This window comes from Variovorax sp. FW301-JW7 (assembly GCF_058788795.1).
Map to the genome: position 1 here is coordinate 698,248 of NZ_JBYTBC010000003.1, position 26,768 is coordinate 725,015.

General features: G+C 67.1%; 26 protein-coding genes. 16 read left to right on the plus strand and 10 right to left on the minus strand.

Annotated elements, in window-relative coordinates:
* Positions 1-5 precede the first annotated feature (5 nt).
* The 11 genes from lpxD (at position 6) to AC3WQM_RS11740 (ending at position 11,352) form a co-directional block, all read left to right on the plus strand.
* The gene (gene lpxD / locus AC3WQM_RS11690) at positions 6-983 is read left to right on the plus strand and encodes a UDP-3-O-(3-hydroxymyristoyl)glucosamine N-acyltransferase (protein ID WP_492678829.1); all 978 of its coding nucleotides are present in this window, start codon (positions 6-8) and stop codon (positions 981-983) included.
* On the plus strand, positions 980-1,462 hold the full coding sequence (gene fabZ / locus AC3WQM_RS11695; protein ID WP_255221048.1) for a 3-hydroxyacyl-ACP dehydratase FabZ: 483 nt from the start codon (positions 980-982) through the stop codon (positions 1,460-1,462). The genes lpxD and fabZ overlap by 4 nt, the downstream gene beginning before the upstream one ends.
* 25 nt (positions 1,463-1,487) lie before the next feature.
* A complete protein-coding gene (gene lpxA / locus AC3WQM_RS11700) occupies positions 1,488-2,276 on the plus strand; it encodes an acyl-ACP--UDP-N-acetylglucosamine O-acyltransferase (RefSeq protein WP_492678831.1) in 789 nt (262 codons plus the stop codon).
* Positions 2,277-2,286: 10 nt separating this feature from the next.
* Complete coding sequence (lpxB, locus tag AC3WQM_RS11705) at positions 2,287-3,435, plus strand: lipid-A-disaccharide synthase (RefSeq protein ID WP_492678833.1); 1,149 nt, start codon at positions 2,287-2,289, stop codon at positions 3,433-3,435.
* Positions 3,407-4,138: a ribonuclease HII gene (gene rnhB / locus AC3WQM_RS11710; RefSeq protein WP_492678835.1), complete on the plus strand. Its 732-nt coding sequence runs from the start codon at positions 3,407-3,409 to the stop codon at positions 4,136-4,138. The genes lpxB and rnhB overlap by 29 nt, the downstream gene beginning before the upstream one ends.
* A gap of 7 nt (positions 4,139-4,145) precedes the next feature.
* The gene (locus AC3WQM_RS11715) at positions 4,146-4,931 is read left to right on the plus strand and encodes a TrmH family RNA methyltransferase (protein ID WP_492678837.1); all 786 of its coding nucleotides are present in this window, start codon (positions 4,146-4,148) and stop codon (positions 4,929-4,931) included.
* Positions 4,932-5,073: 142 nt separating this feature from the next.
* Entirely contained in the window at positions 5,074-6,258 is a 1,185-nt protein-coding gene (gene carA / locus AC3WQM_RS11720) for a glutamine-hydrolyzing carbamoyl-phosphate synthase small subunit (RefSeq protein WP_492678839.1), read from the plus strand.
* Positions 6,251-9,499, plus strand: coding sequence for a carbamoyl-phosphate synthase large subunit (gene carB / locus AC3WQM_RS11725; RefSeq protein ID WP_492678841.1), 3,249 nt, complete (start codon positions 6,251-6,253; stop codon positions 9,497-9,499). The genes carA and carB overlap by 8 nt, the downstream gene beginning before the upstream one ends.
* Before the next feature lie 12 nt (positions 9,500-9,511).
* Positions 9,512-10,381 (plus strand): Kdo hydroxylase KdoO, encoded by an 870-nt coding sequence (kdoO, locus tag AC3WQM_RS11730; protein ID WP_492678843.1) that lies wholly within the window; start codon positions 9,512-9,514, stop codon positions 10,379-10,381.
* 66 nt (positions 10,382-10,447) lie between these two features.
* Positions 10,448-10,924 (plus strand): transcription elongation factor GreA, encoded by a 477-nt coding sequence (gene greA / locus AC3WQM_RS11735; RefSeq protein ID WP_489056894.1) that lies wholly within the window; start codon positions 10,448-10,450, stop codon positions 10,922-10,924.
* A gap of 5 nt (positions 10,925-10,929) precedes the next feature.
* Positions 10,930-11,352, plus strand: coding sequence for a DUF4149 domain-containing protein (locus tag AC3WQM_RS11740; protein WP_489056893.1), 423 nt, complete (start codon positions 10,930-10,932; stop codon positions 11,350-11,352).
* A 37-nt stretch (positions 11,353-11,389) separates the two neighbouring features.
* Here AC3WQM_RS11740 and AC3WQM_RS11745 read toward each other — a convergent pair whose 3' ends face one another.
* Positions 11,390-12,109 (minus strand): glycosyltransferase, encoded by a 720-nt coding sequence (locus AC3WQM_RS11745; RefSeq protein WP_492678845.1) that lies wholly within the window; start codon positions 12,107-12,109, stop codon positions 11,390-11,392.
* Positions 12,110-12,150: 41 nt separating this feature from the next.
* Complete coding sequence (locus tag AC3WQM_RS11750; protein ID WP_062471564.1) at positions 12,151-12,630, minus strand: YhbY family RNA-binding protein; 480 nt, start codon at positions 12,628-12,630, stop codon at positions 12,151-12,153.
* 33 nt (positions 12,631-12,663) lie between these two features.
* Between AC3WQM_RS11750 and AC3WQM_RS11755 the strand changes: the two genes are divergently transcribed.
* The 5 genes from AC3WQM_RS11755 to AC3WQM_RS11775 all read left to right on the plus strand — a co-directional run bounded on the left by AC3WQM_RS11755 (position 12,664) and on the right by AC3WQM_RS11775 (position 18,168).
* Complete coding sequence (locus AC3WQM_RS11755) at positions 12,664-13,332, plus strand: RlmE family RNA methyltransferase (RefSeq protein ID WP_489056892.1); 669 nt, start codon at positions 12,664-12,666, stop codon at positions 13,330-13,332.
* A 166-nt stretch (positions 13,333-13,498) separates the two neighbouring features.
* On the plus strand, positions 13,499-15,415 hold the full coding sequence (gene ftsH, locus AC3WQM_RS11760; protein ID WP_489056891.1) for an ATP-dependent zinc metalloprotease FtsH: 1,917 nt from the start codon (positions 13,499-13,501) through the stop codon (positions 15,413-15,415).
* Positions 15,416-15,530: 115 nt separating this feature from the next.
* On the plus strand, positions 15,531-16,343 hold the full coding sequence (gene folP, locus AC3WQM_RS11765) for a dihydropteroate synthase (RefSeq protein WP_492678885.1): 813 nt from the start codon (positions 15,531-15,533) through the stop codon (positions 16,341-16,343).
* Complete coding sequence (gene glmM / locus AC3WQM_RS11770; RefSeq protein ID WP_307693723.1) at positions 16,340-17,677, plus strand: phosphoglucosamine mutase; 1,338 nt, start codon at positions 16,340-16,342, stop codon at positions 17,675-17,677. Before folP ends, glmM begins: the two co-directional genes overlap by 4 nt.
* Positions 17,674-18,168, plus strand: a complete 495-nt coding sequence (locus AC3WQM_RS11775) for a GNAT family N-acetyltransferase (protein ID WP_492678847.1) — start codon at positions 17,674-17,676, stop codon at positions 18,166-18,168. The genes glmM and AC3WQM_RS11775 overlap by 4 nt, the downstream gene beginning before the upstream one ends.
* 104 nt (positions 18,169-18,272) lie before the next feature.
* Here the strand turns inward: AC3WQM_RS11775 and AC3WQM_RS11780 are convergent, their stop codons facing one another.
* From AC3WQM_RS11780 to AC3WQM_RS11815, 8 genes are all read right to left on the minus strand, one after another.
* Complete coding sequence (locus tag AC3WQM_RS11780) at positions 18,273-19,550, minus strand: acyl-CoA dehydrogenase family protein (protein WP_492678849.1); 1,278 nt, start codon at positions 19,548-19,550, stop codon at positions 18,273-18,275.
* A 34-nt stretch (positions 19,551-19,584) separates the two neighbouring features.
* Positions 19,585-20,691 carry a phosphotransferase gene (locus AC3WQM_RS11785; RefSeq protein ID WP_492678851.1) on the minus strand — a complete coding sequence of 369 codons (1,107 nt, stop codon included), beginning with the start codon at positions 20,689-20,691 and terminating at the stop codon, positions 19,585-19,587.
* Between the two features lie 10 nt (positions 20,692-20,701).
* On the minus strand, positions 20,702-21,421 hold the full coding sequence (locus AC3WQM_RS11790) for a Crp/Fnr family transcriptional regulator (RefSeq protein ID WP_056581250.1): 720 nt from the start codon (positions 21,419-21,421) through the stop codon (positions 20,702-20,704).
* Positions 21,422-21,481: 60 nt separating this feature from the next.
* Positions 21,482-22,261, minus strand: a complete 780-nt coding sequence (locus AC3WQM_RS11795) for an oxepin-CoA hydrolase, alternative type (protein ID WP_070060542.1) — start codon at positions 22,259-22,261, stop codon at positions 21,482-21,484.
* Between the two features lie 11 nt (positions 22,262-22,272).
* Positions 22,273-23,793 (minus strand): 3-hydroxyacyl-CoA dehydrogenase, encoded by a 1,521-nt coding sequence (locus tag AC3WQM_RS11800; RefSeq protein WP_492678853.1) that lies wholly within the window; start codon positions 23,791-23,793, stop codon positions 22,273-22,275.
* 133 nt (positions 23,794-23,926) lie between these two features.
* The gene (locus tag AC3WQM_RS11805; RefSeq protein WP_492678855.1) at positions 23,927-25,087 is read right to left on the minus strand and encodes an MFS transporter; all 1,161 of its coding nucleotides are present in this window, start codon (positions 25,085-25,087) and stop codon (positions 23,927-23,929) included.
* A gap of 4 nt (positions 25,088-25,091) precedes the next feature.
* Complete coding sequence (locus AC3WQM_RS11810) at positions 25,092-26,099, minus strand: D-2-hydroxyacid dehydrogenase family protein (protein WP_489056884.1); 1,008 nt, start codon at positions 26,097-26,099, stop codon at positions 25,092-25,094.
* Positions 26,100-26,257: 158 nt separating this feature from the next.
* Positions 26,258-26,638 carry a hypothetical protein gene (locus tag AC3WQM_RS11815; RefSeq protein ID WP_492678857.1) on the minus strand — a complete coding sequence of 127 codons (381 nt, stop codon included), beginning with the start codon at positions 26,636-26,638 and terminating at the stop codon, positions 26,258-26,260.
* Between the last annotated feature and the right edge of the window lie 130 nt (positions 26,639-26,768).

Sequence of the window (26,768 nt, forward strand, 5' to 3'; positions counted from 1 at the left end):
CCGGCGTGTCGCTGCAGCTCGGAGCCATCGTTGACGCCCTCGGGGGCGAGCTTCATGGAGATGCCACGCTGTCCATCGAGCGGCTCGCGCCGCTCCAGAATGCACAGCCCGATGCGCTCAGTTTCCTGAGCCATCCCAAGTACCAGCAGGAACTGGCCGCCTCCAAGGCGGCCTGCGTCATCGTGTCGCCCGCCATGCGCGAGGCCGCCGCGGCGCGTGGCGCCTACATCGTCACGTCCGACCCGTACTACTACTTTGCGCGCCTGACGCAGCTGTGGAAAGCGCACCACGCGCGCCCGGAAGCCGATCGCATCCATCCCTCGGCCGTGATCCATCCCGAGGCCCAGATTGACGCCACTGCACGCATCGGCGCGCTGTGCGTGGTGGAGCGGGGCGCGCGCATCGGTGCGGGCACCGTGCTGAAGTCGCGTGTCACGGTCGGCGAAGACTGCACCATCGGCGAGCGCTGCCTGCTGCACCCTGGCGTGGTGATCGGGGCCGACGGCTTCGGCCTCGCGCCGCACCAGGGCGCGTGGGTCAAGATCGAGCAATTGGGCGCGGTGCGCATCGGCAACGACGTCGAGATCGGCGCCAACACCTGCATCGACCGCGGCGCGCTCGACGACACCGTCATCGAAGACGGCGTGAAGCTCGACAACCTGATCCAGATCGGCCACAACGTGCGCGTCGGCAAGCACACCGCCATGGCGGGCTGCGTCGGCGTGGCCGGCAGCGCCACCATCGGCGCCCACTGCACCTTCGGCGGCGGCGCCATCGTGCTGGGTCACCTCACGGTAGCCGACGGCGTGCACGTGTCGGCGGCCACCGTGGTGACGCGCTCCATCCGCAAGGCCGGCCAGTACACGGGCATGTTTCCGATCGATGACAATGCGAACTGGGAAAAGAACGCGGCAACACTCAAGCAGTTGCACAGCCTGCGCGAACGACTGAAGGCGCTGGAAAAAGCCCCCTCGAAACAATGACGACGATGCAGGAACAGAACACCATGACGGACACGACGCTCGATATCCACCAAATTCTCAAGTTGCTGCCGCATCGCTACCCGTTTCTGCTGGTGGACCGGGTGTTGAGCATGGAAAAGGGCAAGCGCATCACGGCGCTCAAGAACGTGACGATGAACGAGCCCTTCTTCAACGGCCACTTCCCGCACCGTCCGGTGATGCCGGGCGTGCTGATGCTCGAAGCCATGGCGCAGGCCGCGGCGCTGCTGTCGTTCCGTTCGCTCGACATCGTGCCCGACGACAACACCGTCTACTACTTCGCAGCGATCGACGGCGCGCGCTTCAAGCGCCCCGTGGAGCCGGGCGACCAGCTCACGCTGGAAGTCGAAATCGAGCGCATGAAGGCCGGCATCTCGAAGTTCAAGGGCCGTGCGCTCGTGGGCAGCGAACTGGCGTGCGAAGCCTCGCTGATGTGCGCCATGCGCCAGATCAACAGCTGATCCGGCGCATCGTCTCTTGCAAGGCATGACCCAGGTTCACTCGACCGCGATCGTCGACCCGAAGGCCCAGCTCGACGCCTCGGTGTCGGTCGGTCCCTACACCGTGATCGGCCCGCATGTGCGGGTCGGCGCAGGCACCACCATCGGCCCGCACTGCGTGATCGAGGGGCGTACCACCATCGGCCGCGACAACAGGATCTTCCAGTTCTCGTCGCTCGGCGCGATTCCCCAGGACAAGAAGTACGCGGGCGAGCCGACCGAGCTCACCATCGGCGACCGCAACGTGATCCGCGAGTTCTGTACTTTCAACCTCGGCGTGCCCGGGGCAGGGGGCATCACGCGTGTCGGCAACGACAACTGGATCATGGCGTACACGCACATCGCGCACGACTGCCAGGTCGACAACCACACCACGCTGTCCAACAACACCACGCTGGCTGGTCACGTGCATCTGGCCGACTGGGTCACGATCGGCGGGCTGACCGGCATCCACCAATTCGTGTCGATTGGCGCCCATGCCATGGTCGGCTTCGCGAGTGCCGTGACTCAGGACGTGCCGCCCTTCATGCTGGTCGACGGCAATCCGCTGGCGGTTCGCGGCTTCAACGTCGTGGGCCTGCGCCGGCGCGATTTTTCGGCGCAGCGGCTCGCGGCGGTCAAGCAGATGCACCGCCTGCTGTACCGGCAGGGCAAGACGCTCGAAGAAGCACGCGCCGGCATTGCCGCGCTCACGGCGGAAATGCCCGAGGCCGCTGGCGATGTCGGGCTGATGGAGGCCTTCCTCGCCCATTCGACGCGCGGCATCGCGCGCTGACATGGGCGCGATGAGCACGAACGAACAGCGCCGCTTCGCGCTGGTCGCGGGCGAAGCGTCCGGCGATCTGCTGGCGGGCCTGCTGCTCGACGGCCTCGAAGCCCGCTGGCCTGCGCTGCAGACCGCCGGCATCGGCGGTCCACGCATGCTGGCCCACGGTTTCCAGAGCTGGTGGCCGCAGGAAAAGCTCGCGGTGCGTGGCTACATCGAGGTCTTGCGGCACTACGCCGAGATCGCGGGTATCCGCCGCCAGCTCAAGGCGCGGCTGCTGCGCGAGCGCCCCGAGCTGTTCATCGGCGTGGATGCGCCCGACTTCAACCTCGACCTCGAAGCCGGCCTGCGTCGCGAGGGGATCAAGACGGTTCATTTCGTCTGCCCCTCGATCTGGGCCTGGCGCGCCGACCGCATCGACAAGATTCGGGCCGCCGCCGACCACGTGTTGTGCATCTTCCCGTTCGAGCCCGAACTGCTCGAAAAGCAGGGCGTCGCCGCGAGCTACGTGGGGCATCCGGTGGCCAACGTGATCCCGATGACGCCCGACCGCGCGGCCGCCCGCGCCGCGCTGGGGCTGGACCCCGAGGCACAGGTCGTCGCGCTGCTGCCCGGCAGCCGCCGCTCCGAAATCCGCTATCTCGCCGCCCGCTTCTTCGCCGCTGCGGCGCTGATGCAGAAGGCCAAGCCGAAGCTGCAGTTCATCGCACCGATCCTGCCGGGGCTGCGCGCCGAGGTCGAAGGCCTGCTGCAGGCTGCCGGCATGGCGGGGCGGGTGACGCTGCTACATGGCCAGTCGCACGCTGCGCTCGCCGCCTGCGATGTCACGCTGATCGCCAGCGGCACCGCCACGCTCGAGGCGGCGCTGTTCAAGCGGCCGATGGTCATTGCCTACAACATGAACGGCCTCTCGTGGCGCCTCATGCAGCGCAAGCAGCTGCAGCCCTGGGTCGGACTGCCGAACATCCTGTGCCGCGAGTTCGTGGTGCCCGAGCTGCTGCAGGAAGCCGCCTCGCCCGAGGCGCTGGCACAGGCCACACTCGAATGGCTCGACGCGCCCGCGAAGACGCAGGCGCTGCAACAAAGATTTTCTGCGCTGCATGTGCAATTGCAGCGCGACACGCCCACACTCTGCGCCGATGCGATCCAGAAAGTTCTTGAAGGCTGAACAGGTCCCGCTCGTGTGGGACGCGCCGGGCCTGATGGCGGGCGTCGACGAAGCCGGACGCGGACCCCTGGCCGGCCCGGTGGTGGCCGCGGCCGTGATCCTGGACGACCTGCGCCCGATCCGCGGCCTGGCTGACTCCAAGACGCTCACGGCGCTGCAGCGCGAACGCCTGCACGACCAGATCCTGGCCAAGGCGCTGTGCTGCTCCATCGCCCAGGCCTCGGTCGAGGAGATCGACAGCCTCAACATCCTGCAGGCCACGATGCTCGCGATGCGTCGCGCGGTCGAAGGCCTGCGGCTGAAGCCGGTCAAGGTGCTGGTGGACGGCAACCGGCTGCCCCGGCTCGACGTGCTGGCCGAGGCCATCGTCAAGGGCGATGCGCGGGTCAAGGCGATCTCGGCCGCATCCATCCTGGCCAAGGTGCACCGCGACCGGCTCTGCACGCAGCTGCACGACGAATTCCCGCACTACGGCTTTGCCGGCCACAAGGGCTACGGCACGCGTGAGCACCTCGAAGCGCTGCAACGCCACGGCGCCTGCGTGCACCACCGTCGATCGTTCAGTCCGGTGGCGGCGGCGCTGGCGCGCACGGCCGCTGCGACTTCGGGCGCCACCCTTGTGACCGGCGAGGTGCCAGCGACCCTCGTGATCGGTGCCGCCGAAAACCAGAGCGCACGCCTCGATCCGCGCGCCGCCCCCTGAGCCTGCCATGACCACCGACACCGGCCCGAGCCACATCAGCTCGCGCGACAACCCCTTGCTCAAGGACCTGCGCAAGCTCGCGCAGGACCCGGGCGCCTATCGCAAGCTGGGTCGCCTCTGGCTTGAGGGCGATCACCTGTGCCGCGCGGCGCTGGCACGCGGCGTCAAGCCGGCGGTGGCAGTGTTCTCGGAGGCGTTCTGGCCTTCGGCGCCCACTGAATGGGTGCAAAGCGCTATCAAAACGGTAGTGGTTGCCGACGACCTGTTGCGCGCAGTGAGTGGCCTGGAGTCGCCCGCGCCGATGGGCTTTGTGCTCGATCTGCCGCCGCGGCCCGAAATCCTGCCCGACGCGCCGAGCGTGGTGCTCGACCGACTGCAGGATGCCGGCAATGCCGGCTCCATCCTGCGCAGTGCGGCGGCTTTCGGCTTCACCCAGGTGATCGCGCTCAAGGGCACGGCCGCGCTGTGGGCACCGAAGGTGCTCCGCGCCGGCATGGGGGCCCACTTCGGCCTGCGGCTGGTCGAAGGCGTGGACATCGACGCGCTCGATGCGCTCCGGGTGCCGCTGGTTGCCACGAGTTCACACCGGGGCGAATGGCTGCACAAGGCCGAACTGCCGCACCCCTGCGCCTGGCTGATGGGCCACGAAGGGCAGGGCGTCTCAGGCGCGCTGGAGGCCCGGGCCAGCCACCACATTCGCATCGCGCAGCCTGGCGGCGAGGAGTCGCTCAACGTGGCGGCCGCCGCCGCCATCTGCCTGCACGCAAGCGGAGCGGCCCTGCAGGCCAAATAACACACCCAGTCCGAGCTACAATCGGGGGCTTACTCGCAAATCAGCGTCGCCCGGCCGCCTTCAACGCCAAAATCCCCTTAAGCAGCAGTCCGCAGGCAACGCGCCTGGGGCTCCGGGCGACCGTAACCATCCGGAGAACCCAGTGCTTTTGTCTCTCAAGGGAAGTTTCCCGCCCGCCATCCTGGCGCTCGCAGACGGCACGGTCTTTCTCGGCAACTCGATCGGAGCCGCCGGCTCCACGACCGGTGAAGTGGTGTTCAACACCGCGATGACCGGTTACCAGGAAATCCTCACCGACCCCAGCTACTGCCAGCAGATCGTCACCCTGACGTATCCGCACATCGGCAACTACGGCGTCAACGGCGAGGACATCGAAGCCGACAAGATCCATGCCGCGGGCCTGATCATCAAGGACCTGCCTCTCGTCGCGTCCAACTTCCGCAAGACCGCCACGCTGACCGAGTACCTCGTGTCCGGCCACACGGTGGCCATTGCGAACATCGACACCCGCAAGCTCACGCGCCACCTGCGCACCCACGGCGCGCAGAACGGCTGCATCCTGGGGCTGGCCGCGGGCGAGACTGTGACGCAGGCGCTGATCGACAAGGCCATTGCCGCCGCCAAGGCCGCGCCGAGCATGGCCGGCCTCGACCTGGCCAAGGTGGTGTCGGTCACGCAGACCTACGAATGGACCGAAACCGAGTGGAAGCTCGGCGCGGGCTACGGCGTGCAGATCACGCCCAAGTTCCACGTTGTCGCCTTCGACTACGGCGTCAAGAAGAACATCCTGCGCATGATCGCGCAGCGCGGCGCACGCATCACCGTGGTGCCGGCGCAGACGCCCGCGGCCGACGTGCTCAAGCTCAAGCCCGATGGCATCTTCCTGGCCAACGGCCCCGGCGACCCGCAGCCCTGCGACTACGCCATCAGCGCCGTCAAGGAACTGATCGAGACCGGCATTCCCACCTTCGGCATCTGCCTGGGCCACCAGATCATGGCGCTCGCCTCGGGCGCCAAGACCTTCAAGATGAAGTTCGGCCACCATGGCGCGAACCATCCGGTGAAGGACCTGGACAACGGCCGCGTGAGCATCACCAGCCAGAACCACGGCTTCGCGGTCGACGAGAAGTCGCTGCCGGCCAACCTGCGTCCCACCCACATCAGCCTGTTCGACAACACGCTGCAGGGCCTGGCGCGCACCGACAAGCCCGCGTTCTGCTTCCAGGGCCACCCGGAAGCCTCGCCGGGCCCGCATGACATCGGCTATTTGTTCGATCGCTTCACGGCACTCATGGAAAAGCACAAGACGGAGAACAAGAATGCCTAAGCGCACCGACCTCAAATCGATCCTCATCATCGGCGCCGGCCCGATCATCATCGGCCAGGCCTGCGAGTTCGACTACTCCGGCGTGCAAGCCTGCAAGGCGCTGCGCGAAGAGGGCTACAAGGTCATCCTGATCAACAGCAACCCCGCGACGATCATGACCGACCCGGCCACGGCCGACGTCACCTACATCGAGCCGATCACCTGGCAGACGGTCGAGAAGATCATCGCCAAGGAACGCCCCGACGCGATCTTGCCGACCATGGGCGGCCAGACCGCGCTGAACTGCGCGCTCGACCTCTGGCGCAACGGCGTGCTCGACAAGTACACGGGCGCGGCCACCAACAAGCCGGTCGAACTCATCGGCGCCACGCCCGAAGCCATCGACAAGGCCGAAGACCGCCTGAAGTTCAAGGACGCGATGACCAAGATCGGTCTCGGTTCGGCGCGCTCGGGCATTGCGCACACGATGGACGAGGCCTGGGCCGTGCAGAAGACGCTCGGCTTTCCGACCGTGATCCGCCCCAGCTTCACGCTCGGTGGTACCGGCGGCGGCATTGCCTACAACCCCGACGAATTCGAGACCATCTGCAAGCGCGGCATCGAAGCCTCGCCCACCAACGAACTGCTGATCGAAGAATCGCTGCTCGGCTGGAAAGAGTACGAGATGGAAGTCGTGCGCGACAAGGCCGACAACTGCATCATCGTCTGCTCGATCGAAAACCTCGACCCGATGGGTGTGCACACCGGCGACTCGATCACCGTGGCACCCGCGCAGACGCTGTCCGACAAGGAATACCAGATCCTGCGCAACGCCTCGCTGGCTGTGCTGCGCGAGATCGGCGTGGACACCGGCGGCTCGAACGTGCAGTTCTCCATCAACCCGAAGGACGGCCGCATGGTCGTCATCGAGATGAACCCGCGCGTGTCGCGCTCCTCGGCGCTGGCCTCCAAGGCCACGGGCTTCCCGATCGCCAAGGTCGCGGCCAAGCTGGCCGTGGGCTACACGCTCGACGAGCTGCGCAACGAAATCACCGGTGGCGCCACGCCCGCGTCGTTCGAGCCGTCGATCGACTACGTGGTCACCAAGATCCCGCGTTTCGCGTTCGAGAAATTCCCGCAGGCCGACTCGCGTCTCACCACGCAGATGAAGTCGGTGGGCGAGGTGATGGCCATGGGTCGCACCTTCCAGGAGTCGTTCCAGAAGGCCCTGCGCGGCCTCGAAGTGGGCGTCGACGGCCTGAACGAGAAGACGCAGGACCGCGAAGTGCTCGAGAAGGAACTGGGCGAGCCTGGTCCCGAGCGCATCTGGTACGTGGGCGATGCTTTCGCCATGGGCCTGAGCGTCGATGAAGTGTTCGCACTGACCAAGATCGACCCGTGGTTCCTGGTGCAGATCGAAGAGATCGTGAAGATCGAACTCGAACTGGAAACCAAGTCGCTCGACGACATCGACAAGGACACGCTGCTCGCGCTGAAGAAGAGGGGCTTCTCCGACCGCCGCCTCGCCAAGCAGCTCAAGACCACCGACACGGCCATCCGCGAGAAGCGCCGCGCCCTGGGCGTGCGCCCGGTCTACAAGCGCGTGGACACCTGCGCGGCCGAGTTCGCCACCAACACGGCCTACATGTACTCGACCTACGAGGACGAGTGCGAGGCCGACCCGACGGACAAGAAGAAGATCATGGTGCTCGGCGGCGGTCCCAACCGCATCGGCCAGGGCATCGAGTTCGACTACTGCTGCGTGCACGCCGCGCTCGCCATGCGCGAAGACGGCTACGAGACCATCATGGTCAACTGCAACCCCGAGACCGTGTCGACCGACTACGACACGTCCGACCGCCTGTACTTCGAACCGCTGACGCTCGAAGACGTGCTCGAGATCGTCGACAAGGAAAAGCCGCTCGGCGTGATCGTGCAGTACGGCGGCCAGACGCCGCTCAAGCTCGCACTCGACCTCGAAGCCAACGGCGTGCCGATCATCGGCACCTCGCCCGACATGATCGACGCGGCCGAAGACCGCGAGCGCTTCCAGAAGCTGCTGCACGAGCTGGGCCTGCGCCAGCCGCCGAACGCCACCGCGCGCACCGAACCTGAAGCGCTCGAAAAGGCTGCGGCCCTGGGCTATCCGCTGGTGGTTCGCCCGAGCTACGTGTTGGGCGGCCGTGCGATGGAAATCGTGCACGAGCAGCGCGACCTCGAGCGCTACATGCGCGAAGCGGTCAAGGTGAGCAACGACTCGCCGGTGCTGCTCGACCGCTTCCTGAACGACGCCGTCGAGTGCGACGTCGACTGCATCCGCGACGCCGAAGGCGGCACGCTGATCGGCGGCGTGATGGAACACATCGAACAGGCCGGCGTGCACTCGGGTGACTCGGCCTGCTCGCTGCCGCCCTACAGCCTGAACGCCGACACCATCGCCGAACTGAAGCGCCAGAGCGCCGCCATGGCCAAGGCGCTGAACGTGGTCGGCCTGATGAACGTGCAGTTCGCGATCCAGCAGAAGGACGGCAAGGACGTCATCTACGTGCTCGAAGTGAACCCGCGCGCCTCGCGCACCGTGCCGTACGTGAGCAAGGCCACGGGCATCCAGCTCGCCAAGGTGGCTGCACGCTGCATGGCCGGGCAATCGCTGGCGTCGCAAGGCATCACGAAGGAAGTTACGCCGCCGTACTTCAGCGTGAAGGAAGCCGTGTTCCCGTTCGTCAAGTTCCCGGGCGTGGACACCATCCTCGGCCCCGAGATGAAGTCGACCGGCGAAGTGATGGGCGTGGGCAAGACCTTCGGCGAAGCCTTCGTGAAGTCGCAGCTGGGCGCCGGCACGCACCTGCCGAAGTCGGGCAAGGCCTTCATCTCGGTGAAGAACAACGACAAGGCACGTGCCGTCGAAGTGGCGCGCGGCCTGGCCAAGCTGGGCTTCGAACTGGTCGCCACCAAGGGCACCGCCGCGGCCATCAGCGCCGCCGGCATCGCCTGCGAGACGGTCAACAAGGTGACCGAAGGCCGCCCGCACATCGTGGACATGATCAAGAACAACGAGATTGCCTTGGTCATCAACACGGTGGAAGAGCGCCGCAACGCGATCACCGACTCGCGCCAGATCCGCACCTCGGCACTGCTGGCGCGCGTGACCACCTTCACCACGATCTTCGGCGCCGAAGCCGCGGTCGAAGGCATGGGCTTCATGGACGAGCTGGGCGTGATCTCGGTGCAGGAGATGCACGCGCAGCTGGCTGCTGCCTGATTGGGCACCGCCATGGAAACGCAGCTGGTCGAACTGGGCCTGACGGACTGGGCCGCGGCCACGCCCAACGAGGCGTGGATCGCAGAGCTGGAAGCCGGCAAGGTGCTGTACTTCCCGCGGCTGGGCTTCGAGCTGCGGCCTGAAGAGCGCAGCCTGCTGACGCCCAGCCTGCTGTCGCCCGACGTGCGCAACATCAGCCTCGATGCCCACGGCAAGCTCAAGGGTGCCGTGGGGGACGAGGCGGTGCAGCGCGCCACGGCGGCGATGGTGAAGCGCTTTCGCACGCAGGCGCAGCAACTCATCCATGGCCTGCTGCCGCACTACACGCCGGCCTTGCGCCTGGCGCCGACCAGCTACCGGCCGGCCCAGGTCGAGACGCGCGTGCAGTCGTGGCGCGCCGACGATCGGCGCCTGCACGTCGATGCGTTCCCGTCGCGGCCCAACTATGGCGAGCGCATCCTGCGTGTGTTCACCAACGTCAACCCCGATGGCGCACCGCGCGTGTGGCGTGTGGGCGAGCCTTTCGAGGACATCGCCAAGCGCTTCCTGCCGCGGGCCAAGCCCTATGCGCGCTGGCAGGCCAAGCTGCTGCAGGCGCTGCACGTCACCAAGTCGTTCCGCAGCGAGTACGACCACCTGATGCTGCAGCTGCACGACGGCATGAAGTCGGACATGGCGTACCAGGAAAACTCGCCCCAGGAAACGGCCAAGTTCCCGCCGGGTTCGGTGTGGGTGTGCTTCTCGGACCAGACCTCGCACGCCGTGATGGCGGGTCAGTACATGCTCGAGCAGACCCTTCATCTGGCCGCATCGAAGCAATACAATTCAGATTCGAGCCCGCTCGCCATCCTGAGCCGGCTGACCGGACGCAATCTCGTCTGATCTGTCCCCCCAATCGACCGCCGAACGGCATCGTTCGGCGGTTTCGCTTTATGGAGAACCAACTGCATGGCCACCATTCCCATCACCAAGCGCGGCGCTGAAAAACTGCGCGCCGAACTGCACCAGCTCAAGACGGTCGACCGTCCCTGGGTCATCAACGCCATTTCCGAGGCACGTGCCCAGGGCGACCTGAGCGAAAACGCCGAGTACGAAGTCGCCAAGGATCGCCAGGGCTTCATCGAAGGCCGCATCCAGGAAGTCGAGGGCAAGCTCTCCGCCGCCCAGATCATCGACCCGAGCGAGCTCGACGCCGGCGGCAAGGTGGTGTTCGGCTCGACCGTCGAACTCGAGGAAGAAGAGTCGGGCGAAGCCGTCAAGTACCAAATCGTGGGCGAAGACGAGGCCGACCTGAAGCTGGGCCTGATCAACATTTCGAGCCCGATCGCGCGCGCGCTGATCGGCAAGGAAGAGGGCGACACGGCCGAGGTGCAGGCGCCGGGCGGCCTCAAGCGCTACGAGATCGTGGCGGTCAGCTACCTCTGAATCGGATGAAAGACCGCGTCGCGCTGATGCTGGCGGCCCTCTGGTGGGGCAGCCTCACCACGATCGGCTTCTTGGTCGTGCCGATGCTGTTCGCGAAGCTCGGCAACCCGGCGGTGGCAGGCAATTTCGCCGCCCAGCTGTTCGAGGCGCAAAGCTGGATCGCCATCGGCTGCGGGCTGATCCTGCTGATCCATTTCCGCCAGAAGGCCGACGATGGCATGACCCAACCGGTGTTGACGGCCATCTTCCTGGTGCTGGCGGCGTTGTTGCTGGCGCTGCTGCAGCAGTACGCCGTGGCGCCGCGCATCGTGGCGCGCGACAACCTCAAGCTGTGGCATGCCGTGGGCACGGGCATGTACTTCGTTCAGTGGGCCTGCGCCGGCACGTTGCTGTGGCGCATGGGCGGCGCCGCTCGGGCGCCACGCTGAACCGGGGCGGCGACGCGCTCGCCGCCGCCCTCCGGCTTCACTCTTTCCAGTGCTTGGCGACCCAGCTCGCCGGCCGGATGTAGCGGAAGGCGCGGTTGCGCCGCCCCGCCAGCGCATCGGGCGGGTTGCACTCGCCGTGGAACACCATCACGCGGGCGCCTTCGGGCACGAAGGGCTCTTCCCAGTAGTTGGTCGGCCAGGTCGGGATGCCGTGGTACTTGAAGCTCGGGCACCAGGCCGCGGGCCAGTAGGCCAGCTTGCCCTGCTTGTGCAGCACGTCGGACAGGTAGGCCTGCTCGTTGCGGTACTCGGCCTGCACCTTGTCCATGTTGGCGCGAAAGTACGCCAGCACGTCGGCATGGGCGCCCAGCTCGAAGCGGTAGACCGATGAATTTCCCGTGATCCGCTCGCGCCGCCAGGGGCGGGCGTAGTCGTGAATGATCAGGAACTCGCCGGGCTGCTCGAAGAAGGCGTCCAGGCTGCCGACGATCACCACGTCGACGTCCAGGAAGAGGGCGGTGCCGCGCATACCGTGCAGGTCCTGCTCGAAGGTCGTGAGCTTCTTCCAGGCGCCGTCGCGCTGACCCGGGGCCAGCTGGAGGTTGAGCGGCGGAATGGGCAGGCACGTCACTTCGGGGCGGATGCCGTTGCCGTCGTCGGTCAGGCAGACGAACTTGAAGTCGCCGCTGAGGTGGCGGCGCACCATGGCGTAGAGCCGGTTGACGTACTCGGGGCCGTACTTGGTGCCCCACTTCATGCAGAGGATATGGCGCTGGGCGCCTTGCGCTGCCACCAAGTTCAGTCCGCCTGGTTGCGTTTCTTGGCCGACAGCGGACGCTTGGCCTTGGCGCGCTTGATGGTGCCGCCCGGGGTGAGGCGCTGGTTGCCGAGCACGCGCAGGGTCTTGATTTCAGGGCGCTGGCCGCCGCGCTTGCTGTACTTGACGATCTTCACGTCGCGCGGGCCGGGCATGCGGTCTTCGTCGATCACACGCTCTTTTTCGGGCTTCGGGCGCCACAGCACGAGCAGCTTGCCGATGTGCTGGATCGGGGCGGCGTCGAGCTCGTCGGCGAGCTCCTGGAGCATGGCGTCACGGGCGAGGCGGTCGTCGGAGAACACGCGCACCTTGATCAGGCCATGGGCCTTCAGGGCCGCGTCGGCCTCCTTTTTCACGGCAGGGGTGAGCCCGTCTCCACCGACCATGACGATCGGATCCAGGTGGTGAGCTTCGGCGCGGTGCACCTTGCGCTCGGCAGGGGTAAGTTGAATGGCGGGCATCCCCGTATTATCGACCCGTACACGAACACCCTCATGAGCACCAAAGCCAAAAGCAAAAAAGTCAACAAGGCGTGGCTTCACGACCACATCAACGACCCCTACGTGAAGCTCGCGACCAGAGAGGGCTACCGCGCCCGCGCGGCTTACAAGCTCAAGGAAATCGACGAGTCGCTCGGGCTGGTCAAGCCCGGCCAGCTGGTGGTCGACCTCGGCTCGACCCCCGGCGCCTGGAGCCAGTACCTGCGGCGGCGCATGTCGCCGGGCGGGGCGGCGGCCGGCGACCTCAACGGCACCATCATTTCGCTCGACCTGCTGCCGATGGAGCCCATCGAAGGCGTGACCTTCCTGCAGGGCGACTTCCGCGAAGACGCATTGCTGGCGCAGCTCCTGGCCGTGCTGGCCGGCCGCAAGGCCGACCTGGTGGTGTCCGACATGGCGCCCAACCTGTCGGGCATCCATTCGGCCGATGCGGCCCGCGTGGCGCACCTGATCGAACTGGCCATCGACTTCGCCCAGAACCACATGAAGCCCGAAGGGGCATTGGTGGCCAAGGTATTCCACGGCAGCGGGTATGACGAATTGGTCCAGATGTTCAAGGCCAATTTCCGCGTCGTGAAGCCGCTCAAACCGAAGGCGTCACGCGATAAATCGGCCGAAACCTTCCTCATCGGCAGGGGATTGAAGGCGCTCGATACGCATTGATACCTTGCCGCAGCGTGCCCTCCAGGGGCGCAAACCCTTGTCAGCCTATGGCTGCTATAGGGAAATGTCCGCTTTTCGCAGCTTGAAAAGCCTAAAATGGGGCGCAATTGCGTACCCTCAGCGCGTATTTCATATTCCCGTCACGCGCTTTCGACTGGAGCTTCGTTTGAACAATCAGTGGTTTTCCAAAGTTGCCGTATGGCTCGTCATTGCCATGGTGTTGTTCACTGTGTTCAAGCAGTTCGACACCCGCGGTGGCGTCGGCTCGGGAACGGTGAGCTATTCCGAGTTTTTGGACCAGGTCCGCAACAACCAGATCAAGAGCGCCATCATTCCTGAAGGCGCCGGTGGCGGCGAAATCGTCGCGGTCACCAACGACGATCGCAAGATCCGCACGACCGCCACGGTCCTCGACCGCGGCCTCGTGGGCGACCTGATCGACCACGGCGTCAAGTTCGACGTCAAGCCGCGCGAAGAAGGCTCACTCCTCATGACCCTGCTGGTCAGCTGGGGCCCGATGCTGCTGCTGATCGGCGTCTGGATCTACTTCATGCGCCAGATGCAGGGCGGCGGCAAGGGCGGGGCGTTCAGCTTCGGCAAGAGCAAGGCCCGCATGATGGACGAGAACAACAACACGGTGACCTTCGCCGACGTTGCAGGCTGCGACGAGGCCAAGGAAGAAGTCCGTGAAGTCGTCGACTTCCTGAAAGACCCGCAGCGCTTCCAGAAACTCGGCGGCCGCATTCCGCGCGGCCTGCTGCTGGTCGGCCCTCCGGGCACCGGCAAGACGCTGCTGGCCAAGTCGATCGCCGGCGAAGCCAAGGTGCCGTTCTTCTCGATCTCGGGTTCCGACTTCGTCGAAATGTTCGTCGGCGTGGGCGCAGCCCGCGTGCGCGACATGTTCGAGAACGCCAAAAAGAACGCGCCTTGCATCATCTTCATCGACGAAATCGATGCGGTGGGTCGTCAGCGCGGCGCCGGCCTCGGCGGCGGCAACGACGAGCGCGAGCAAACCCTCAACCAGATGCTGGTCGAGATGGACGGCTTCGAAACCAACCTCGGCGTGATCGTCGTGGCTGCCACGAACCGCCCGGACATCCTTGATGCTGCGCTGCTGCGCCCCGGCCGTTTCGACCGTCAGGTGTACGTCACGCTGCCCGACATCCGCGGCCGCGAGCAGATCCTCGGCGTGCACATGCGCAAGGTCCCACTGGGCCAGGACGTCAATCCGAGCGTCATCGCCCGCGGCACGCCCGGCATGTCCGGCGCCGACCTGGCCAACCTGTGCAACGAAGCCGCCCTGATGGCCGCCCGCCGGAATGCGCGTGTGGTCGAGATGCAGGACTTCGAGAAGGCCAAGGACAAGATCTTCATGGGCCCCGAGCGCAAGAGCATGGTCATGCCCGAGGAAGAGCGCCGCAACACGGCCTACCACGAGTCCGGCCACGCCCTCATCGGCAAGCTGCTGCCCAAGTGCGACCCGGTCCACAAGGTCACGATCATTCCTCGCGGCCGCGCTCTCGGCGTGACCATGAGCCTGCCGGCACAAGACCGCTACAGCTACGACCGCGAATACATGCTGAACCAGATCAGCATGTTGTTCGGTGGCCGCATCGCCGAAGAAGTGTTCATGCACCAGATGACCACCGGCGCCAGCAACGACTTCGAGCGTGCGACCTCCATCGCCCGCGACATGGTCACGCGCTACGGCATGACCGACGCGCTGGGCCCGATGGTCTATGCCGAGAACGAGGGCGAAGTGTTCCTGGGTCGTTCGGTCACCAAGACCACGAACATGAGCGAACAGACCATGGAAAAGGTCGACGGCGAAGTGCGCCGCATCATCGACGAGCAGTACGCCCTGGCGCGCCGCCTGATCGAAGAGAACAGCGACAAGATGCACGCGATGGCCAAGGCGCTGCTCGAATGGGAAACCATCGACAGCGAACAGCTCGACGACATCATGGCCGGCCGCGCACCGCGCCCGCCCAAGGACTGGACGCCGCGCATCCCGCCTTCGGGCAGCGGTGGCAGCGGTGGCACGCCGGCCGTCACGACCGACCCGGCGCCCACTGCGGCCTGAGGTGGGCTTGCAATCAAGCAACAACGGGGCCCCTGGCCCCGTTTTCCATGGTGAGCCAGATGGTGCGGTTTGGCAGACCTCGCGCTTCAGGATTGATCTCGCGCAGCCGCGCGTGATGGGCATCGTCAACGTCACGCCCGATTCCTTTTCCGACGGTGGCGCGCATGCGTCCACAAGCACTGCACTGGCGCACTGCGAGCAGTTGCTGAAGGAGGGTGCCGACATCCTCGACATCGGCGGCGAATCGACCCGTCCCGGCAGCCCCGCCGTGCCACTCGACGCCGAGCTGGCGCGCGTGCTGCCCGTGGTGCGCGAGGCCGTGAAGCTGAACGTGCCGCTGTCCATCGACACCTACAAACCCGAGGTGATGCGCGCCGTGCTCGACCTGGGCGCGGACATCGTCAACGACATCTGGGCGCTGCGCCAGCCGGGCGCACGCGAGGCCGTGGCGGCGCACCCGACCTGCGGCATCTGCCTGATGCACATGCACCGCGACCCGCAGACCATGCAGACGCTGCCGATGCAGGGCGACGTGATTCCCGAGGTGCTGGCTTTCTGGGACGAACAACTGGCACCGCTGACGGCGCTGGGCATCGACCCCGCGCGCATCACCCTCGATCCGGGTGTCGGCTTCGGCAAGAGCGTGGCGCAGAACTTCGCGCTCCTCGGACGGCAGCGGGAATTGTTGGCAACCGGTTACCCCTTGTTGCTAGGTTGGTCCCGCAAGTCCTCCATCGGGGCTGTCACCGGCATCGACAATGCATTCGGGCGTACCGTGCCCAGCGTGGCAGCCGCCGTGCTGGCCGTGGACCGGGGGGCGGCGGTCGTGCGGGTGCACGACGTTCGCGACACCGTCGCCGCCCTCGCCGTATGGCGTGCCATGCGCGCGGAAGCACCGCAAGAACACCTTCAAAGAGCAACAACATGACCCGTAAGTATTTCGGCACCGACGGCATCCGCGGCACGGTCGGCCAATCGCCCATCACCCCCGATTTCGTGCTGCGCCTCGCACACGCGGTCGGCCGCGTGCTCAAGAAAACCCAGGCCCGTCCCACGGTGCTGATCGGCAAGGACACCCGCATCTCGGGCTACATGCTCGAGTCGGCGCTCGAGTCGGGCTTCAACTCCGCCGGCGTCGATGTGGTGCTGCTCGGTCCGCTGCCCACGCCGGGCGTGGCGTACCTCACGCGCGCCCAGCGCGCCAGCCTGGGCGTAGTCATCAGCGCCAGCCACAACGCCTTTCCCGACAACGGCATCAAGTTCTTCAGCGCGCAGGGCACCAAGCTCGACGACGCCTGGGAGCTGGCCGTCGAGGCCGCGCTCGAAGAAGAACCCGTCTGGGTGGATTCGGCCAACCTGGGCAAGGCCCGCCGCCTCAACGACGCGGACGGGCGCTACATCGAGTTCTGCAAGAGCACCTTCGCCAACGACCTGTCGCTGCGCGGCATGAAGCTGGTGGTCGATGCGGCCCACGGCGCGGCCTACCAGGTGGCGCCGAACGTGTTCCACGAACTGGGCGCGGACGTTACGAGCATCGGCTGCGCGCCCGACGGGCTCAACATCAACAAGGGTTTCGGCGCCACGCATCCCGAGGCGCTGGTCGCTACGGTGACGGCGCAGAAGGCCGACTACGGCATCGCCCTGGACGGCGACGCCGACCGGCTGCAGCTGGTCGATGCCAGCGGTCGCCTGTTCAATGGCGACGAGCTGCTGTACCTGATGGTGGCCGAACGCGTGGCGCGCGGCGAGAAGCCGGCGGGCGTGGTCGGCACGCTCATGACCAACAAGGCCGTCGAGATGGCCCTGCGCGCGCAGGACATCGAGTTCGTGCGCGCCAAGGTCGGCGACCGCTACGTGCTCGAGGAGCTCGACAAGCGCGGCTGGCTGCTCGGCGGCGAAGGCTCCGGCCACCTGCTGGCGCTCGACCGCCATACCACCGGTGACGGCATCGTGAGTGCACTGCAGGTGCTGCAGGCCTGCGTGCGCAGCGGCAAGACGGTGGCGCAGCTGCTCGAAGGCGTCACGTTGTTCCCGCAGACGCTCATCAATGTGCGCCTCGCGCCCGACCAGGACTGGAAGAGCAACGCAGCGCTCGCCAGCGAAACCAAGCGCATCGAAGCCGAACTGGGCGACGCCGGCCGCGTGCTCATCCGTGCGAGCGGCACCGAGCCGCTGGTGCGCGTGATGGTCGAGGCGCGTGATCCGAAGCAATCGCAGTCTTGCGCCGAGCGCCTCGCGGCCACGCTCAAGCCCGCCGCATGACGACGACGGGCCGCATCGACACCCGCCTGGCCGACTACCGCGATCCGCTGCAGGCGGCGGCCGTGGTCGAGCTGCTCGACAGCTACGCACGCGACCCCGCCGGCGGCGGCACGCCGCTGCCGGCGTCGGTGCGCGAAGGCCTGCCCGCCGCGCTGGCGGCACGTCCGCAGGCGTTCAGCGTGCTGGCCTTCGACGGCGACACGCCCGTGGGCCTGATCAACTGCATCGAAGGTTTTTCGACCTTCGCCTGCCAGCCGCTGGTGAATGTGCACGACGTGGTCGTGCGCGCCAGCCACCGCGGTCAGCGCGTGGCGCAGCAGATGTTTGCGCAGGTCGAGCTGGAAGCTCGGCGGCGCGGCGCCTGCAAGCTCACGCTCGAGGTGCTCTCGGGCAATGCGCCCGCGCTGCGCAGCTACGAACGCGAAGGCTTCGTCAGCTACCAGCTCGACCCGGAATTCGGCCACGCCGTCTTCCTGCAGAAGAAGCTCTGACGGCGTCAGGCCAATGAAAATGCCGCCGACGCGCAAGGCGTGGGCGGCATGGCCGGAGCAGACAAGAGAAGGGCGCGGCGATCGCGCCCTTTCTTTTCCCCGGATCAGAAGCGCGTGACAGGCGCGTCGGCGGTGGCACCCGACTTGTCGGCGGCGTACTTGCCCAGCTCCCACTTGGCGATCGCGTTGCGGTGCACTTCGTCCGGACCGTCGGCAAAGCGCAGCGTGCGCGCACCGGCGTAGGCCGCGGCCAGCGGGAAGTCGTCGCACATGCCGCCGCCGCCGTGGACCTGCATGGCCCAGTCGATGACCTGGCAGGCCATGGTGGGCGCCACCACCTTGATCATGGCGATCTCGGTGCGCGCGACCTTGTTGCCGGCCACGTCCATCAGCCAGGCAGCCTTCAGCGTGAGCAGGCGGGCCATGTCGATCTTGCAGCGCGCTTCGGCGATGCGTTCCTGCGTGACGGTCTGCGAGGCGACGGTCTTGCCGAAGGCCACGCGCGACGAGGCGCGCTTGCACATCAGCTCGAGCGCACGCTCGGCCAGGCCGATCAGGCGCATGCAGTGGTGGATGCGTCCGGGGCCAAGGCGACCCTGGGCGATCTCGAAGCCGCGGCCTTCGCCCAGCAGGATGTTGCCGACGGGCACGCGCACGTTCTCGAAGTACATCTCGACGTGGCCGTGCGGTGCGTCGTCGTAGCCCATCACGTTCAGCGGGCGCACGATGCGGATGCCCTTGGCATCGGCCGGCACGATGACCATGCTCTGCTGCGAGTGCTTGGGCGCTTCGGGATCGGTCTTGCCCATGGTGACGAACACGGCGCAGCGCGGGTCGGCGGCACCGGAGATCCACCACTTGTGGCCGTTGATGACGTACTCGTCGCCCTGGCGCTCGATGCGGGTGGCGATGTTGGTGGCATCGCTGGAGGCGACGTCGGGTTCGGTCATCGCGAAGGCCGAGCGGATCTGGCCTTCGAGCAGCGGCTTGAGCCAGCGCGCCTTGATCTCTTCCGAGCCGTAGCGGGCGATGGTTTCCATGTTGCCGGTGTCGGGCGCCGAGCAGTTGAAGGCTTCGGAGGCCCATGGCACGCGGCCCATGATCTCGGCCAGCGGGGCATATTCCTGGTTGGTCAGGCCCGCGCCCTCATAGCCCGAGGCCGAGGCGCTGTCGACCGGCAGGAACAGGTTCCACAGGCCTTGTGCCTTGGCCTTGTCCTTGAGCTTCTCGACGGTCTTCAGGGCGCTCCAGCGCTTGCCGGCGACCGTGTTGGCGGCCAGTTCGGCGCTGTACTCGGCTTCGGCCGGGTAGATGTGGTCTTCCATGAAGGCGAGAACGCGCTTCTGAAGCTCCTTGGTTTTGGCCGAATATTCGAAATCCATGCTGTCTCCTGGTGGGGTTAAGGGGGAGGGCTGGCTATGCCTTTTGGGCAAATTGCCAGGCCATCTCGGCCATCGGCCGTGCGCCACGGGCGGACGCCACGGCTTGCTCGCTCGATGCGGTACCGGCTTCGACCCGTTTCGCAATGCCCTGCAGGATGGCAGCCATGCGGAACAGGTTGTAGGCCTGGTAGAAATTCCAGTCGGGCGCCAGCGCCTCGGGCGTGCTGATGCGCGTGCGCTCGCAGTAGCGGCGGATGTATTCGCTCTCGGTGGGAATGCCCAGCGCCGCCACGTCCACGCCGCCGATGCCGCGGCCGGTGGTGGGGGGCATGTGCCACGACATGCAGTGGTAGCTGAAGTCGGCCAGTGGGTGGCCCAGCGTGGAGAGCTCCCAGTCGAGCACCGCGATGATCCGCGGCTCGGTGGCGTGGAACATCACGTTGTCCAGGCGGTAGTCGCCATGCACGATCGAGACCTTGCTTTCGTCGCGTGCGCTTGCCGGCATGTGGGCGGGGAGCCAGTCGATCAGGCGCTCCATGGCCTCGATGGGCTGCGACAGTTCGCCGGCACCGTCGGCCGAGGCTTTGTACTGCTTGCTCCAGCGGCCGATCTGGCGCTCGAAGTAGTTGCCGGGCTTGCCGTAGTCGCCCAGGCCGCGGGCGGCGAAGTCGACCGTATGCAGCGCCGCGATGACGCGGTTCATCTCGTCGTAGTAGGCCGCGCGTTCGGCGTTGCTGAAGCCGGGCAGCGACTGGTCCCACAGCACGCGGCCCTGCATGAACTCCATGATGTAGAAGGCGCGGCCGATGATGGCCTCGTCTTCGCACAGGCAGTACATGCGTGGCACGGGCACATCGGTGCCCTGCAGGCCGCGCATGACCTTGTATTCGCGCTCGACCGCATGGGCCGAAGGCAGCAGCTTGGCGACCGGGCCGGGCTTGGCGCGCATCACGTAGCTCTGCGTGGGCGTGACGAGCTTGTAGGTCGGGTTGGACTGTCCGCCCTTGAACATCTCGACCGTCAACGGACCCTGGAAGCCCTCGAGGTTCTTTTCGAGCCAGGCCGCGAGCGCGTCCACGTCGAAGGTGTGCTGTTGGGACACCGCACGGGTGCCGATGAAACTGGAGAAGTCCTGGCTCATGTCGATTCTTTTAGTTGTCTGCTACGGAGATTTGCATCAGCGCCGAGCGGTCCAGCACGACCAGTCCGGCCGGCTCGATGCGGATGGTGCCCTCGCGCTCCATCGTCTTGAGTTCCTGGTTGACCCGCTGGCGCGAGGCGCCGAGCAGCTGTGCGAGTTCTTCCTGTGCCAGTTGCAGGCCGATGCGCGTCTGGCTGCCGTCGTCCAGGCTGGGCACGCCGTAGCTGCGCACCAGATGAATGAGTTGCTTGGCCAGGCGTGCGCGCAAGGGCAGGGTGTTGAGGTCTTCCACCAGCCCGAACAGCGTGCGGATGCGGCGCGCCTGCAGCCGCATCAGCGCTTCGTACAGCTCGACGTGCGTGGCCAGGATCTTCTGGAAATCGGCCCGCGCCACGCACAGCACGGTGGTGTCGCCGTGCGAGTACGTGTCGTGCGTGCGCCGTTCCCCGTCGAACATCGCCACGTCGCCGAACCAGATGCCCGGCTCGACGTAGGTCAGCGTCACCTGCTTGCCCGACACCGCGGTCGAGCTCACGCGCAACGCCCCCTTGGCACAGGCGATCCAGTGCTCGGGCGGGTCGCCGCGCGCGGCGAGCAGGTCGCCGTCCTTGTAGCGTTTGACAAAGGCGCATCGGAGGATGTCGTGCCGTAGTGATGGAGATAGGGAAGAAAACCAGCGACCACTGTTGATCGCTTCACGTTCTTCGATGGTAAGAATGGGGTCGTCCATGGTCTGTCCTCTCGGCGACTGAAAAGCTGTGGGGTGTCTCAAGAGCGACGCCGTCAGGCGTCACTCGTAGCGAGGCGGTGTCTTGTCGAGGAACGCGGCAATGCCGATGCCCGCGTTCGCGTGGTGCAGGTTGCGCACGAAATGATCGCGCTCCTGCGATAGCTGCGACGCCAGCGTGGCGCCGCGCGCGTCGCTCAGCAGCTCCTTGATGCTGGCCAGCGAATTGGGTGCGCGCGCGTTCAGGCGGGTGGCCAGGGCCATCGCGCCGGCCAGTGCCTGCCCGCTGTCGGTGAGTTCGTTGACGAGGCCGAAGGCATGCAGGCGCGCGGCCTCGATGCGCTCGCCGTTCATGAGCCATTCGCTCGCCAGCTGGCGCGGCAGCGCCTGCCCGAGGTGCCAGCTGAGGCCGCCGTCGGGCGAGAGCGCCACGTTGCTGTACGAGGCGGCGAACACGGCGTCGCGCGCGGCCACGACGAAGTCGCAGGCCAGCGCGAGCGAGAAGCCGGCGCCGGCCGCCGCACCCTCGACGGCCGCGATGACCGGCTTGGGAAAGGTGCGGATCGAGTCGATCCAGTTGTGCAGGCCCTCGATGCTCTCGGCCTGTACGGAGCGGTCGAGCTGGCGGTTGGCCAGCAGCCGCTGCAGCGAGCCGCCGGCGCAGAACCAGGCGCCTTCGCCCACGATGACGACGCTGCGGATCTCGTCGCTGCTCTCGGCGCCATTCAGCGCCTCGATGCCGGCGGCATAGATCTCGGGGCCCAGCGCATTGCGCTGGGTCGGGTTGACGATGGTCAGCACCATGGTGCTGCCTTCGCTGGTGCTCTTGAGTTCGGCGGTCATGGTGTGCGTGCTTATTCTTCTTCGTGCAGCAGGCTCAGGCCCAGCGCGCCGCGGCGGCGCAGCCACGGACTCGGGCGATAGCGCGGGTCGCCATACACGGTCTGCAGGTTGAACAGCACCTCGAGCATGTTGGTCGGCCCGTAGAGGTTGCCCATGGCGAGCGGGCCGCGCGGGTAGCCCAGGCCCAGCTGCACGGCGGTCTCGAGGTCGGCCGGCGTGCACACGCGCTGCTGACACATGTCGGCGGCGATGTTGACGATGGCGCCGATCACGCGCTGCGTGACGAAGCCGCCGCTGTCGCGGATCACGCTCACGGCCTTGCCGTCGCGCGCGAAGAGGGCGTGCGCGGCGTCTCGCACGTCGCGGCGCGTGGCCGGGTTGGTGGCCAGCACGCGGCGCTTGGTGGCGACGTCGTCGATGAGCATGTCGATGCCGACGGTGCGCGTGGCGTCCAGCCGCTCGACGGCCGCGACCGTCGTCACGTCGAAGCCCAGCGGCGCGACCAGGATGATCGACTGGGGTGCGGGAGCACTGCCGCTGTCGATCTGCGCACCCAGCGTGTTCACCAGGCGCAGCAGCTCGGCGCGGCGCGCGGCACGCGGCGACACCCAGACCGCGGGCGTGCCTTCGATCACCGGCGCCGGTGCTTCGGGTGTCTGCTGCATCACGCCGTTGTCGTAGCGGTAGAAGCCCTCGCCGGTCTTGCGGCCCAGCGCGCCGGCGGCCAGGCGCTGCGCGGTGATCACGCTCGGGCGGAAGCGCGGCTCTTCGAAGTACTGGTGGTAGATCGACTCCATCACCGGGTGCGACACGTCGAGCGCCGTCAGGTCGAGCAACTCGAACGGGCCGAGGCGAAAGCCCGCCTGGTCCTTCAGGATGCGGTCGATGGTGGCGAAGTCGGCCACGCCTTCGCCGACGATGCGCAGCGCCTCGGTGCCGTAGCCGCGGCCCGCGTGGTTGACGATGAAGCCGGGCGTGTCCTGCGCCTGCACGGCGCTGTGGCCCATCTGCGTGGCATAGCCGGCCAGCTTCTGGCAGACCTCGGGCGAGGTCTTGAAGCCCGCCACCACCTCGACCACCTTCATCAGCGGCACCGGGTTGAAGAAGTGAAAGCCCGCAAAGCGCGCGGGGTGCTGCAGGCCGGCCGCGATGGCCGTGACCGACAGCGACGAGGTGTTGGTGACCAGCGTGGCGGTGGGCGCGACCACGTCCTCGAGCTCGCGGAACAGCGTGCGCTTGACCTCGAGGTTCTCGACCACGGCCTCGACCACGAGGTCGCAGCCTGCGAGCGCCTGCATGCCGTCGACCGCCTTCACGCGCGCCACGTAGGCATCGCGCGTGGGGGCGTCGATCTTGCCCTTCTCGTGCAGCTTGTTCCATTGGGTGGCGAGGGCTTCGCGGCCGCGCTCGGCGGCGCCGGCGAAGCTGTCGAGCAGCAGCACTTCGCTGCCGGCCTGGGCGGCGATCTGCGCGATGCCGCGCCCCATGGCGCCGGCGCCGATCACGCCGATTCGGGGGTAGTTCACTGTCATGGGATCAAGGTTCTCATGGGTTGGTGGGTGTCCGGGGCGGCCGCGCCGGCGCGGGTGCGCGACGCGGACGAAAGCTCCGATTTTGCAATCTCGCGGGAGGCCCGCGCCCCGGGTGTTACGCGGGGCATCGGAATCAGGCCGGACGGCGGCTGCGGTCGATGGCGATGCTCAGGCCCATCGCCAGCAGCATCAGTGCAAAACCGACCCGGCTCATCCACTCGGTGGCGTCGTTCGCCAGCAGCCAGCCGCCCAGCGCCGCACCCAAAGCCTGGCCGATGTAGATGCCCGAGCTGTTGAGCGCCACCGAGCCCGGCGCCAGGGCAGGCGCCAGCCCCACCAGGCGCGCCTGCTGGGAGGAGTTGGTGGCGAAGCAGCCCAGGCCCCAGGGCACGAGCACCACCGCGAGCCACGCCAGCGTGCTGGCCAGCGGCCACAGCAGCAGGCTCAGCGCGATCAGCCCGGTCGTCAGCAGCACCATGCGCCCGGCGCCGACGCGGTCGATGTAGCGGCTCACCACCATGTTGCCCAGCAGGCCGAAGGCGCCGAACAGCGCCCACATCAGGCTCAGCGTGTTGGCGTCTGCGCCGAAACCCTGCTTGAGCAGCGGGCCGAAGTAGCTGAACAGCACAAACTGGCCGACGCCCTGCAGTGCCGTGACCGACACGATGCCCATCAGCACCGGGCTGCGCAGCACGCGCGACCAGGCAGCGGCCGTGAGCGCGGCGGGTCGGATGCCGCTGGGCAGCGTGAGCCAGACCGAAGCGGCGCTCACGACACTGAGCGCCGCGATGGCCATGAAGGCCATGCGCCAGCCCAGGTGGCCGCCGATCAGCGCGCCGATCGGCAGGCCCAGCACCGAGGCCACCGACCAGCCGAGAAAGACGAAGGTCACGGCGCGCCCGCGCTGCTCGGGCGGCACCAGCATGCCGGCGCAGGCCGCGGCCTGGGGCGTGAAGATGGCGGGCGCGATCACCGTCAGCATGCGCACCGGCAGCAGCGCGCCGAAGCTGGGCATGAGCGCCGCGACCACGTGCCACGCGGCGTACCAGAGCAGGGTGAGGGCCAGCAGCTTGCGGCGGTCCCAACCGGCGACCGCGGCGGCCAGCAGCGGGGCGCCCAGGCACATCACGAAGGCGGCTGCAGTGATCAGTTGGCCCGCCGTGGCGACCTGGATCGCCAGCGAGACGCTGATTTCATTGAGGGTGCCGGGCACGACCATCACGCCCGTGCCGATCACGAAATTGCCGGCCAGCAGCGCCCAGAGCGCGCCTCGCTGCGGCGCGGGCCGGCTCATGAACTCACCGGCGAACCTGCAGTGCGCCGGGGTTCACGATGTTCGTGGGGTTGCCGTTGATGTAGCTCACGACGTTGTCGAACGCCTGGCCGAAGTAGCTTTCGTAGCTTTCCTGCTCCACGTAGCCGATGTGCGGCGTGCAGATGCAGTTTTCGAGACGCAGCAGCGCATGGCCCTGCAGCGGCGGCTCGCTCTCGAACACGTCGATGGCCGCCAGCCCGGGGCGCCCGCGATTGAGCGCGGCCAGCAGGGCATCGGCTTCGACCAGCTCGGCGCGCGAAGTGTTGACGAACAGCGCCGTCGGCTTCATGCGAGAGAGGTCTTCGAGCTTGACGAGGCCCTGGGTGTCCTCGTTGAGCCGCAGATGCACCGACAGCACGTCGGCCGCGGCAAAGAATTCGTGGCGGCTCTGCGCCACCTGGAAGCCGTCGGAGCGCGCCTTGGCGCAGCTGGCCTCGCGGCCCCAGATCACGACCTGCATGCCGAAGGCCTGCCCGTAGCGGGCCACCAGCTGGCCGATGCGGCCGTAGCCCCAGATGCACAGCGTCTTGCCCTTGAGCACCGAGCCCACGCCGAAATTCGGCGGCATCGACGCCGACTTGAGGCCCGACTGCTGCCAGGCCCCGTGCTTGAGGTTGCTGATGTACTGCGGCAGGCGGCGCATGGCCGCCATGATCAGCGCCCAGGTGAGTTCGGCGGGCGCCTGCGGTGAGCCCGAGCCTTCGGCCACCGCCACGCCGCGTTCGGTGCAGGCCGTGACGTCGATGTGGCCGCCGACGCGGCCCGTTTGAGAAATCAGCTTGAGCTTGGGCAGTTTCTCGATCAGTTGGCGGGATATCTGGCTGCGCTCGCGGATGAGCACGATGACGTCCGCATCCTTGAGGCGAACCGACAGTTGGCCGATGCCCTTGACCGTGTTGGTGTAGACCTTGGCGGCATAGGCGTCCAGTTTGGCGGCGCACTGCAGCTTGCGCACGGCGTCCTGGTAATCGTCGAGGATCACAATGTTCATGGCATGCCATTGTGCCTCGCAGCATCGGCACGTCGCACGTGTGAACGTTTGGATACCCCGTGCCAGATGGCGCCCGGGAGGCCTGTTTCAGGCCGTTGGGGGTGAATCCGCCATGCGCGTGCGGGGCGCGCAGGCACGGCGGGCTCGTTCGCACCTTCTCAGTGCAGGTGGCTGGGGCGGGGCGTGCCGCTCCCGGTTTCCGCAGCTTCCAGAGCGGCGAGCCGGTCGAGTTCGGCGCACACGTCGGCCATGCGGCCGGAAATCACGACCCGGTTGGCGCAGCCGCGCTGCGAGCCTTGCCGGTCGACCACACGGACCACGCGCAGCGGGCGGGCGGGCGTAGCGGCGGATGGCGACGTGGCCGGCATTGGGCTGCCTGCCGTGCGTGCCGTGCAGGCCGGGCGAATGGCCACGTAGCGCAGACCGGCTGCAGCGTCGCTGCTGTCACCGTGCGACGGGCGGCGGGCGGGCATCCAGCGGGTGGCCAGCGATTGCAGGGGCGACCAGAGGTCGGCGATGGCGAGGAGGGCGATTCCCATGTGAACTCCAAAAAAGTATGAGGTTGAACACAGGCAGGATTTCTTGAATCGGCCGCAACAGGGTGATGGCGACTTCGCGCCATACGCCCGCCACCTGTCGCGGCCGGATGAGGTGCTGCTGCTCGTGGGC

Bases quoted from the DNA above. Each gene is read 5' to 3' on its own strand.
- fabZ (WP_255221048.1), top strand. From the start codon at position 980: ATGACGACGATGCAGGAACAGAACACCATGACGGACACGACGCTCGAT.
- lpxA (WP_492678831.1), top strand. From the start codon at position 1,488: ATGACCCAGGTTCACTCGACCGCGATCGTCGACCCGAAGGCCCAGCTC.
- lpxB (WP_492678833.1), top strand. From the start codon at position 2,287: ATGAGCACGAACGAACAGCGCCGCTTCGCGCTGGTCGCGGGCGAAGCG.
- rnhB (WP_492678835.1), top strand. From the start codon at position 3,407: ATGCGATCCAGAAAGTTCTTGAAGGCTGAACAGGTCCCGCTCGTGTGG.
- AC3WQM_RS11715 (WP_492678837.1), top strand. From the start codon at position 4,146: ATGACCACCGACACCGGCCCGAGCCACATCAGCTCGCGCGACAACCCC.
- carB (WP_492678841.1), top strand. From the start codon at position 6,251: ATGCCTAAGCGCACCGACCTCAAATCGATCCTCATCATCGGCGCCGGC.
- kdoO (WP_492678843.1), top strand. From the start codon at position 9,512: ATGGAAACGCAGCTGGTCGAACTGGGCCTGACGGACTGGGCCGCGGCC.
- greA (WP_489056894.1), top strand. From the start codon at position 10,448: ATGGCCACCATTCCCATCACCAAGCGCGGCGCTGAAAAACTGCGCGCC.
- AC3WQM_RS11740 (WP_489056893.1), top strand. From the start codon at position 10,930: ATGAAAGACCGCGTCGCGCTGATGCTGGCGGCCCTCTGGTGGGGCAGC.
- AC3WQM_RS11745 (WP_492678845.1), bottom strand. From the start codon at position 12,109: ATGAAGTGGGGCACCAAGTACGGCCCCGAGTACGTCAACCGGCTCTAC.
- AC3WQM_RS11750 (WP_062471564.1), bottom strand. From the start codon at position 12,630: ATGCCCGCCATTCAACTTACCCCTGCCGAGCGCAAGGTGCACCGCGCC.
- AC3WQM_RS11755 (WP_489056892.1), top strand. From the start codon at position 12,664: ATGAGCACCAAAGCCAAAAGCAAAAAAGTCAACAAGGCGTGGCTTCAC.
- folP (WP_492678885.1), top strand. From the start codon at position 15,531: ATGGGCATCGTCAACGTCACGCCCGATTCCTTTTCCGACGGTGGCGCG.
- glmM (WP_307693723.1), top strand. From the start codon at position 16,340: ATGACCCGTAAGTATTTCGGCACCGACGGCATCCGCGGCACGGTCGGC.
- AC3WQM_RS11775 (WP_492678847.1), top strand. From the start codon at position 17,674: ATGACGACGACGGGCCGCATCGACACCCGCCTGGCCGACTACCGCGAT.
- AC3WQM_RS11780 (WP_492678849.1), bottom strand. From the start codon at position 19,550: ATGGATTTCGAATATTCGGCCAAAACCAAGGAGCTTCAGAAGCGCGTT.
- AC3WQM_RS11785 (WP_492678851.1), bottom strand. From the start codon at position 20,691: ATGAGCCAGGACTTCTCCAGTTTCATCGGCACCCGTGCGGTGTCCCAA.
- AC3WQM_RS11790 (WP_056581250.1), bottom strand. From the start codon at position 21,421: ATGGACGACCCCATTCTTACCATCGAAGAACGTGAAGCGATCAACAGT.
- AC3WQM_RS11795 (WP_070060542.1), bottom strand. From the start codon at position 22,261: ATGACCGCCGAACTCAAGAGCACCAGCGAAGGCAGCACCATGGTGCTG.
- AC3WQM_RS11800 (WP_492678853.1), bottom strand. From the start codon at position 23,793: ATGACAGTGAACTACCCCCGAATCGGCGTGATCGGCGCCGGCGCCATG.
- AC3WQM_RS11805 (WP_492678855.1), bottom strand. From the start codon at position 25,087: ATGAGCCGGCCCGCGCCGCAGCGAGGCGCGCTCTGGGCGCTGCTGGCC.
- AC3WQM_RS11810 (WP_489056884.1), bottom strand. From the start codon at position 26,099: ATGAACATTGTGATCCTCGACGATTACCAGGACGCCGTGCGCAAGCTG.
- AC3WQM_RS11815 (WP_492678857.1), bottom strand. From the start codon at position 26,638: ATGGGAATCGCCCTCCTCGCCATCGCCGACCTCTGGTCGCCCCTGCAA.